9 protein-coding genes and 1 pseudogene are annotated in these 9,838 nt (G+C 32.2%); 2 read left to right on the top strand and 8 right to left on the bottom strand.

Features of this window, described 5'->3' with window-relative positions:
- Positions 1 to 281: 281 nt before the first annotated feature.
- The 4 genes from J3495_RS18680 to J3495_RS18665 form a co-directional block, all read right to left on the bottom strand.
- Positions 282 to 584 carry a transposase gene (locus tag J3495_RS18680; protein WP_210668457.1) on the bottom strand — a complete coding sequence of 101 codons (303 nt, stop codon included), beginning with the start codon at positions 582 to 584 and terminating at the stop codon, positions 282 to 284.
- A gap of 23 nt (positions 585 to 607) precedes the next feature.
- Positions 608 to 1,426 (bottom strand): MFS transporter, encoded by an 819-nt coding sequence (locus J3495_RS18675; protein ID WP_210668455.1) that lies wholly within the window; start codon positions 1,424 to 1,426, stop codon positions 608 to 610.
- A gap of 130 nt (positions 1,427 to 1,556) precedes the next feature.
- Positions 1,557 to 2,591 carry a glycoside hydrolase family 5 protein gene (locus tag J3495_RS18670; protein WP_210668453.1) on the bottom strand — a complete coding sequence of 345 codons (1,035 nt, stop codon included), beginning with the start codon at positions 2,589 to 2,591 and terminating at the stop codon, positions 1,557 to 1,559.
- A gap of 67 nt (positions 2,592 to 2,658) precedes the next feature.
- Positions 2,659 to 3,606, bottom strand: coding sequence for a sugar phosphate isomerase/epimerase family protein (locus tag J3495_RS18665; protein ID WP_210668451.1), 948 nt, complete (start codon positions 3,604 to 3,606; stop codon positions 2,659 to 2,661).
- A gap of 428 nt (positions 3,607 to 4,034) precedes the next feature.
- Here J3495_RS18665 and J3495_RS18660 point away from each other — a divergent pair, with 428 nt between their 5' ends.
- Together J3495_RS18660 and mgrA are read left to right on the top strand one after the other, a co-directional pair.
- Positions 4,035 to 4,487 (top strand): GlcG/HbpS family heme-binding protein, encoded by a 453-nt coding sequence (locus tag J3495_RS18660; RefSeq protein WP_210668450.1) that lies wholly within the window; start codon positions 4,035 to 4,037, stop codon positions 4,485 to 4,487.
- A gap of 36 nt (positions 4,488 to 4,523) precedes the next feature.
- On the top strand, positions 4,524 to 5,522 hold the full coding sequence (gene mgrA, locus J3495_RS18655; RefSeq protein WP_210668448.1) for an L-glyceraldehyde 3-phosphate reductase: 999 nt from the start codon (positions 4,524 to 4,526) through the stop codon (positions 5,520 to 5,522).
- A gap of 42 nt (positions 5,523 to 5,564) precedes the next feature.
- On the opposite strand, the gene J3495_RS19260 is transcribed toward mgrA, so the two are convergent.
- From J3495_RS19260 to J3495_RS19495, 4 genes and pseudogenes are all read right to left on the bottom strand, one after another.
- Positions 5,565 to 6,410 carry a response regulator transcription factor gene (locus tag J3495_RS19260; protein ID WP_236025511.1) on the bottom strand — a complete coding sequence of 282 codons (846 nt, stop codon included), beginning with the start codon at positions 6,408 to 6,410 and terminating at the stop codon, positions 5,565 to 5,567.
- Positions 6,411 to 6,436: 26 nt separating this feature from the next.
- On the bottom strand, positions 6,437 to 6,775 hold the full coding sequence (locus J3495_RS19255; protein WP_236025510.1) for a sensor histidine kinase: 339 nt from the start codon (positions 6,773 to 6,775) through the stop codon (positions 6,437 to 6,439).
- A 1-nt stretch (position 6,776) separates the two neighbouring features.
- Positions 6,777 to 9,704 carry a ligand-binding sensor domain-containing protein gene (locus J3495_RS18650; protein WP_236025509.1) on the bottom strand — a complete coding sequence of 976 codons (2,928 nt, stop codon included), beginning with the start codon at positions 9,702 to 9,704 and terminating at the stop codon, positions 6,777 to 6,779.
- Positions 9,705 to 9,728: 24 nt separating this feature from the next.
- Positions 9,729 to 9,838: pseudogene (locus J3495_RS19495) on the bottom strand (IS982 family transposase); the annotation flags it as partial.

The following is a 9,838-nucleotide window of genomic DNA, read 5'->3' as shown; positions in this document are numbered from 1 at the left end:
ATAATAGAAAACGTCTGCATTCTTCTTTGGGATATAAAACACCTAAAGAAATCGAACTAGAATTTTATAAAATTAAAAGTGTAGCATAGGTCTTAGAAAATTTGTCCCACTTTTTGTTGCAAGTCCACTTAGATCAAAAACTTCTTTTATTAAGTCTGTAAATAGACTATTTTCTATAGATCTATTAGAAGGACCACCGCTGAACCATCTATAATAACTACTACGGCTTACTTTTAAAACGCTGCACATCTTTTCAATGGGATATAAATGTTTATAGCTCACTATGAATTGGTAGATTTCCCATCGCTCTTGGAAAAGATGTGAACGGCCTTTTTTAATATCTCAAGCTCTAATTCTTTTTCCTTAAGAGCTTTTCGAAGTTGTTTGACTTCTAAAGAATCTGTTTCTGTTTTTTTAGAAATAATTGGTTTTGGATTAGTAAATGTTTTTTCAGAGGATCTCCATTTATAAATACGCTCTACCTGGATACCTAGTTCATCTGCTAATTCTTTGATGTTTTCCCGCTCGTAACTTAATCGTACTGCTGATGATTTAAACTCAGCACTGTAAACTCGTTTTTTCATAATTCTAAGATATTTATTTTTATTTAAACAGTCTTAAAATTTATGTCCCAGTAAATGTAGCAACTCCAAAATAATAAAAACCACCAAACTGGATCACTAAAAAATTTTAATGCAGCAAATGCCCACGTTTGCCTGTAACCTAATAATTGAAGCCACTTTACCTTTTCAGTTGAACCATCTGATAAAGAATCTTTTTGATCATCTGAATGAATAAAATCATATTCAGCCTTTGATATCTTTTTGTGTTCTTGAGGACTTTCATAAAATAGCCACCAAAAAATCAGCCATATCAATCCAATAAATCCTGTGATAATAAAAGCATATTCCCAACCCCAGATTCCTGCAATTAGAGGTACTGTAAGAGGCGCCAAAATGGCTCCAATATTAGTCCCTGAATTAAAGATACCTGCTGCCAGAGCACGCTCTTTCTTTGGAAACCACTCCGCTACCGTTTTTATCGCCGCTGGAAAATTTCCTGATTCACTAAAACCAAGGACCCCTCTCACAAATATAAAACCTGATGTTGAGCCTGCAAGCGCATGAGCAATAGATGCTAAACTCCAAATTGTTAAAGAAAGCGCGTATCCTAATTTTGTACCAACCCTGTCTATAATAAAACCAGCACCAACCATTCCTAACGCATAAGTGACCTGAAAGGCTACTACAATATTGGCATAGTCTGTTTCGTCCCAACCAAATAATGGCGCTAAATAGTCATCTTTTAATAAGCTGATCACTTGACGATCGAGATAATTTATTGTTGTAGCAAAAAAGACCAACGATAACATTCTCCAACGGTATTTTTTTATTGCAGTAGGCTCCTTATCATTTTCTAAATTCATTTTAATCTATTTGTTTGTAGTTATTATAAAGCCATTCCATTTACATTTAACAAGATCTGACTTTGATTGCTTTATGACGAAAATTTGCTCCAAAACAAGAGCCCGTAATTCATTGGGGAGTACTTATTATTTACTTTTTATCTGAGTCAATTAAAGCATTTAGTATTGGTGTTTTCCACTTATCTTTATCAATATCATAGAGGATAAAATCGGAATCAAACTGCCAATAGCTCCAACTCCACTTTCTCAATTCTGCCTGTCTTGCGATGTAGTTGGTCCATCGAACTCGAGATGCTATATCTGCTTTTTCATAAGCTCCAAACTCGCCTAAAGTTAGTGGTCTGTTGTGTAACTTTGACCAATCTTGTGCCATATCAAAATCTAGTTTTACAGCGTCTTGCTCTTCTTTAGACTGCGTCCATTCGATACCGCTCAAATCTTTATTCTTTTTAGACCAAGGTGCACCTTGATGCGTAAACTGTATCGGACTGTAGTAATTAATGGCAACAATAATATTGCGATCCTGTTCTGGCAAATCAAGGTCTTTTAAGTGTTTTATTTGATTACCATTTATGGTCCCAATGATTAATGTTCTGTCGGGATTGGATTTCCTTAGAATGGCATAGACTTCTTTATGAATTTCATTCCAAGTTTCAGGTTTCATATTGGGCTCATTACATATTTCGAATAAAACGTCATCAGAATATCCTTTACAATGTTCTGCAATTTGTTTCCACATCGATAGTATTTTTGATTTAGTACCCAAAGGATCTTTCTCGATAGCATTATGCTCATGAAAATCAACAATTACCATTAATTGATTCTTTAATGATTCTTTAATCACATAATCTAATGTTTTAAAAAATTTAGGATTAATCGTAAACGTTGAATCATTCATAGAAAACCTAAACGGACTCATAACAAGTCTTACATTATTAAAACCAGCCTCTTTAATTAATTTAAAATGTTTATCCTTCATCCTAGCTTTAGAATTGTCATTCCAAATAGGATCATATCCAATAATATTAACTCCTCTTCCAAGTCGAGCGTTTTGCTCAAAAGCAAAATAATTACCTTTATTTTTTTGGCTAAAAACAATAAAAGAGTTCATCACTAAAAGAAATACTGTCAAGAATAATTTTATTTGTTTAGTGTTGTGTGTCATTTTGTTAAAAAAAAGATTTAGAATTTATTAGTAATGAAATATTTGATCAATTTCCTTTAAAAAAATGCTATCGATACACTTTACTTCGTGCATCCTCTAATTCTTTTATCAAAGCTGGAGCAAGAACAAATGGATCGTAAGGAACTCCTTTTACAAGTAATGTTTCTATTGGCAAGTAGCCCTGATAACCTTTTTTCTTTAAAATGTGCATTAGCCTTTCTGAATCCGTTCTTATGGGACTACCAATACCAAAAGCACTTTCTTTAACTTGCCAATTTACTGCATAAGGAACAAGCAATTCAATATCAACATAAGGATCCTTTGTCTTAAAATTACCTGTATCTACTATCAAACCAGCCCATTTACTATCAACTCCTTTTAGAACTTTCAAACATTGATCAGCAGTTTGAAGCATATCACCATGATTTTGTATACCAATTTTTACACCGTATTTTTCACCATGCGATGCACATTCTTTATAACATTCAATCATCCACGATGCTACCTCATCCCACCTATCTTCATATCCTTTGGGAATTTCCCCTGCAAACAGCCTCAAAACAGGAGCATGTAACTTTGACGCAACTTCTATCCATTTTTTTGCTAACTCAACATCAGCTGCTCTCACAGCGGGATCAGGCGAAGCAAAATTGTTTCTAATGCCCGTACCACTTATAACAAGGCCTAATTGTTCCGCTTTAGTGCGTATTTTTGTAATATATTCATCTGATGGAACTTGAGGGTAATTGGGGAAATAATAGCCTGTTAAATCAATTGCTTCAATTTTTTGATCAGCGCACCAATCCATTAAATTAAAAAGAGTGTAAACAGATTGGTTGTCTCTTTTTTCTTTTGCCAATAATAAATCATTAAAAGAATAGGCATTTAGTGCTAGTATTACCTGACTCTTTTGTTTTTTTATTTTTAAATTTTGTCCAAAAACCGTACAATTTATAAGTAAAATTATCGGTAAAAAGAGAAGTGCTCGAGAGTTAAAAGTTTTGTTTTTTTTCATGTTTTTTATTTTTTTAAATCTAAAGCTGTTGATTGTCTATACATAACACTACAGTATCGTTATTTTTACTTTTAATAAAATTCATGCGATAATTTTAAAAGATGCATACTTTTTTTATGGAGGTTTAAAAATATCGCTTGAGAAAAACAAATATTATCAATTCTTATTTTTTTCAAGCGTCTAATAGTTTTTATTTAGGGGTGTGTTTGTTCTCCATACAACTGATTTTATAAAATCAACCTAGCCAAAACATATTTACTGATAAAATCATAAATTGAGAACATTCTGACCCCTAAAAAAAGACTTATACAACCAGTGAATGATTGACAAACTCAATAGATTTGTGGACAATTTTGCATCTAAAATCTTAAAAAAATGCAATACTGTATGAGATACATTCACTATCAAAATAAACAAAACGACACTAAATGGAAAACAAAGAAATGCTGATGACGATAAATAATATCTTCAGTTCTATTGAAAAATTAATTCCGATCTACATGAATATTGAGGAAGATAAAAACATCTCAAACGGAAACCTATCGGTTTGTATTATTGATGAATTTGGCCAGATTTATGCCAAAATGTTTGGTACAAATAAATTGCGTTTGAGAGAATCTCAAAAAATAGCTTGGATTAAAGCAAGTCAGGTATGGCTTACAGATGTAAAAACGGGCGAGTATGAAAGAATGGTATTCAACAAGGAAATTGATGAAAATGCGCATGGAATCGAAACCCCTGATCTTATAGGATGGCAAGGTGGTCAGCCTCTTACATTAAAAAACGGAAAAACTATTTCGGTAGGTTTTAGTGGTTTCAGAGGCATTACAGATCTTGAAATAATGATAAAAGCACTAAATATGGCCGAAAACTTAAACTAAATAATGTAACTTACAACCTTCTAAAATTAAATATCAATGACATACATAGCAAATCCAGATCGCTACAAAACAATGGAATATCGCAGATGCGGTAACAGTGGATTAAAACTACCTGCCTTATCTCTTGGTTTATGGCATAACTTTGGTCATATCGACTCGTTTGAAAATGCTCGTACAATATTGCAAACAGCCTTTGATAACGGCATAACACATTTTGATCTTGCCAATAATTATGGACCACCAGCTGGATCTGCAGAGGAAAACTTTGGGAAAATATTTAAACAAGATTTTATTCCCTACCGTGATGAACTAATTATTTCTACCAAAGCTGGATGGGGAATGTGGGAAGGTCCTTATGGAGACTGGGGATCAAAAAAATACTTAGTAGCCAGCCTGGATCAGAGTTTAAAGCGTATGGGGTTAGAATATGTTGATATTTTTTATCATCATCGTCCAGATCCAGAAACTCCACTAGAAGAAACCATGGGTACTCTTGACTTGATGGTTCGTCAGGGAAAAGCACTTTATGTTGGTATTTCGAGCTATGAAGCTGAAGATGCAAAGAAGGCTTTTGAGATATTAAAAGAATTAGGAACACCTTGTCTAATACACCAACCCAGATACTCGATGTTAGATCGCTGGATAGAAAATGATTTATTAAATGTACTAGAGGAAAGTCAAGTTGGATGCATACCTTTTTCTCCGCTTGCCCAAGGTTTATTGACAAATAAATATTTAAAAGGAATTCCTAGTGGATCAAGAGCATCAAGTAACCGCGGAAATGGAGCTATTGATGAAGATCAAATATCGGAAGAAAAATTAAAAAAAGTACTTCAATTAAATGAGCTTGCACAAGAAAGAGGTCAAAATTTAGCACAAATGGCACTCGCCTGGATACTAAAAGACCAGCGCATAAGCTCAGTGCTAGTAGGCGTTAGCAAAGCAGAGCAACTATTAGATAGCATTGCCTGTCTTAAAAATTATTCTTTTACAAATGATGAACTCGAGAGAATAGAAAACATTTTGAGAAATTAGATTAACTCAACCAGGCTCTTTATTACAGCCTGGTTATTTTTTTTATTCTTTTGAAGTTTGAGCATTTTTATACACTGTAGGCGACAGATTGTATAATTTCTTAAACTCTTTACTAAAGTGTTTTCTGTCGTTAAAACCAACCATGTATGTGATTTCTGAAACAGGGTAAGTAGAATTTAGTAATAGATTTGCAGCTTTTCTCAGCCTCATGTTTTTTATAAAACTTGCTACAGACTGATTCGTTAAAGTTTGTACTTTTTTATAAAGTACTGTGCGACTCATTCCTATTTCATTAACTAGCTCGTTTACATCAAAATTACTATTGTCAATATTGGCATTGATAATTTGCGTTAATTTCTTTAAAAATAGTCCCTCAGGGGTTTCTAGATTTTCAATTTCTGAGTTACCAATAAACTTTTCGCTATATTTTTGACGCATTATTTCTTTTGCCGACAATAAATTTATGATATTTAATTTTAAAACATCGATACTAAAAGGTTTTGAAATATAAGAATCTGCTCCTGTAGAAAGCCCTTCAATTCTGTTTAGCGTAGAGGATTTAGCTGTTAACAAAATAACTGGAATATGGTTGGTATTTTGACTTGTTTTCAATATTCTACACAATTCAAAACCATCCATATCGGGCATCATAACATCGCTAATAATTAAGTCGGGAATTTCTTTTTCCATAAATTCTAAAGCCTCAGAAGCACTTAAAAACTTTAAAACACGATAATCGGCTCTTAAAATATCAAATATAAATGATAAGACTTCCTCATTATCGTCAATAATTACGAGTGTTTTTTTATTTTCGTTAAAAGCCTCAGGTTCATCATCTAATTTTTTAGGAATAATTTCTGTTTTAATATCAGATATTGGATTAACCAAATCTGCTACCAGATTCTGGCTTTCTACTATTTGAGATTTCTTAAAATGATCCTTCCCTTTTTTAAGTTTGATGGTAAAATAGTGGTAAAAGTAGCATCTTTTTCAGTCTGTACTGTAATTTCGCCATGATGCAATTCTACCAGACTTTTGCTCAATGCCAAACCTATTCCACTTCCTAAATTTGTACTTCCGCGATCGTCTAATTGAAAAAAGTTTTTAAAAATTTTCTTTTTCCTGTTCTCCGGTATTCCAATACCATTGTCTTTCACTTTAATTTCAATTATATCAGAATCGGCGCCTTTTTGTTCTACGCCCAGCGTAATTCTGCCATTTTTACTTGTAAACTTAAAAGCATTAGAAAGCAAGTTATAAAATCACCTTTTCCATTTGATTTTTATCAAAATAAACCAAAATAGAGTTGATATTAAGCACAAATTTGTAATCTATATTTTTTTCTACTGCTATACCTCGAAACGATTCATAAATATCAAAACAAAAAGGTACTATGTCTTGCTGTTCACAGTAGATTTTCATGCTTCCTTTTTCTGCCTTTCTAAAATCCATCAGCTCATTAACTAATTTGAGCAACCTATCTGAATTATTTTTTATGATTTTTAATTTATTTTCCTGAGGGCTATTTTTCTCAACAGTATTGAGAAGTTCTTCAACAGGTCCGCTAATAAGTGTGAGAGGTGTACGAATTTCATGCGAAACATTCGTAAAAAAATCCAGTTTCATTCTATACAATTCCTGTTGCCTCTCCTTTTCTGCCTGTTCTAAAAATAAAGCACGCTTTAAAATCTCTCTATTTCGTACGAACCGATAAAGTAACATTGATGAAAGAATAAAAAAGGCCAAATAAATCAGGTACGCCCACCAAGTCCGCCACCAAGGCGGGAGAACAATGATTTTCAAACTCTTTATAGAAGGATTCCATAAGCCCTCTTCATTTGAAGTTTTAATACTAAGATTATAAGTACCTGGCTGCAAATCCATTAAACTAATATTATGCTGTGTACCGATATCATGCCAACCATCTTTACTAAAAGACCGCTCAAGTTTATATGAATAATTATTATTCTGAGTATTTACAAAATTTAGTGCGCTAAACTCAATACCAATGTAGGCCTGTCCGTATTTTAAGGTAATTTCAGAAGTTTCTGAGATATTTTTTTTTAACGGAAAATCTTTATCACCTGGAAGTATTTCTCTATTGTTTACAATCAATTTTGTGAGCACAATTTCACTTTCATTTTGGGTTTTAATAACTTTTTGAGGATTAAAAATTATCAATCCTTTTGAAGAGCCAAACACAAGCTGATCACGATTGAGCCTCAGTCCAGAATTGTTAGAAAATTGCTTTACCTTCAAACCATCTTTAGATGAAAACTTTGTTATTTCCAGGTTAGAAGCCTTAAATGGCAAACTAAACTGTTTGATTTTGATCCTAAACAATAAATCATTTGCTGTTACCCACAGATTTCCTTGTACATCTTCTGTAATACTTTTTATTGTTTCATCGGTAAATCCCATAGCTTTATTGATCACGTAAAACTTGCCGCTTTTTTGATCAAAATAATTGAGTCCATCATAATCTGTACCTATCCAGAGTCTTTTTTTGGAATCTGTAAATAAAACCGTCAAACTTACATTTGATAAAGAGTTTTTGCCATAAGTATTGTAAACTTCTACGACTTTACCCGTCCTTTTATCAAATGAATTCAAACCAAACTGAGTGGCAATCCATAACGTTTCTTTTCTGTTTTCGATATCTGTTATGAAATTATCACTTATCGAATTTGGTTTACCATCAGCACTATAACTTTTTATTACTCCCTCTTTATTTATTTTTTTAAGACCGTTTCCGTCTGTGCCAATCCATATATCCTCACCATCTTTGCAAATGGCGGTAATGGCGCGCTCTCTTGTTTTAGAGTTAGGATCTGATAAAGGGATCTGAAGAAATGATTTACTTACTTTATTGAATTTATAAAGTCCGCTAAAGGTACCGCATAATAAATTTACTGGATCTTGACTTACCAAAGAAGTTATTAAATTAACCGTTTTTTCTTCATCGTAATTATCTATTAAATAGCTGTAACTTTTACTATTCTTAAAATCAAGATAATTCAACCCTCCTCCATAAGTACCCACCCATAGTGAACCATCGGCTTCTTTAACAACTGCATTGACAATTGAATTGTTTAATCCAAAATTAGGTTTAGTAGTTTCACTAATGTGAGTAAAATTCGTATTTGTATTATGAAAAAAATTCACTCCACCGCCCACAGTGCCTAACCAGACACTGTTAGATCGGTCTTTCCACAAGCATTTTATATCATCATCTGAAAGACTGGAACTTATTAAAGGATTGTGTTTATAATTTACAAAATCGTTTTTATCCTTTCTGTAGATGCACAAACCGTTTTTAGTGGCAAACCAAACTGTCTTTTCATTAATAGCGAGAATATCATTTACCCAATTGGAAGAAATAGAGTTTTTATTTTTAGAATTATGCAGATAGTTAGTTAAAGTATTTCTTTTTTCTGAAAATAAAAAAACACCATTAGTTTCCGTTGCAAACCATAAATCACCATTATCTTCCTTTATAATTTTTATAATTTTTGATTTCAAAAAAGAATCATTAGAATACCATATTTTAGGAAAGCTTCTTTTGATCCCTCTTTTAATATCCAAACAAAGCAATCCTTTTGAAGTACCTGCTAAAACGCCGTATCTCTTATCATAAAATAATGAAAGCACTCTGCTTTTTTTGAAAACAGAATTAGAATCACTTGAAACGTCTTTTAATAATTTATTTTTTTTATCAAGTTTTTTTACTCCCCCAAAAGTTCCAATCCAAATGTTCTTATGATCATCTTCGATAATCGAAGAGATGTAATTTCTACCTCCTTTAATTGGTGGTATATCTATATTTATAAAATTATTTTTTTCTTTATCAAAAAGATTCAGTCCGTTATTAGTTCCTATCCATAAATTTCCTGAATTATCCTCTAAAATTGCATTGATATGATTATTACTTATCGTGCCTATACTATTTTTATTTCGAACAAAATGCAAATAATTATATCCGTCATAGCGAATTAATCCTGTTGCAGTACCTATCCAAATAAATCCTTTTTTACTCTGATGAATGCTAGATATTGAACTTTGCGACAGATTGACATCATAATTAATATGCTCAAAATACAAATTGTTTTCCTGAGCCAAAATAGAGCAAGGAATGCACAATAAAAGAAATAAAAAGTGTTTGAATGCGCAGATTTTAATCATAAAATTATTAATTAATTCAAGTTGCTAGTTAATTGTTTTATTTAATTGTAATCCGAATACAAACAATGTAAGCTTTATTAGAAATCCTTCCAATGTAACAGCATGTATTGTTCTGGGGAATAATTTTTTAATAT

Source organism: Flavobacterium geliluteum, from assembly GCF_017948595.1.
Lineage (GTDB): Bacteria > Bacteroidota > Bacteroidia > Flavobacteriales > Flavobacteriaceae > Flavobacterium > Flavobacterium flavipigmentatum.
The sequence above is the reverse complement of the archived record's forward strand: the minus strand, read 5'-3'. Positions and strand labels throughout refer to the sequence as shown.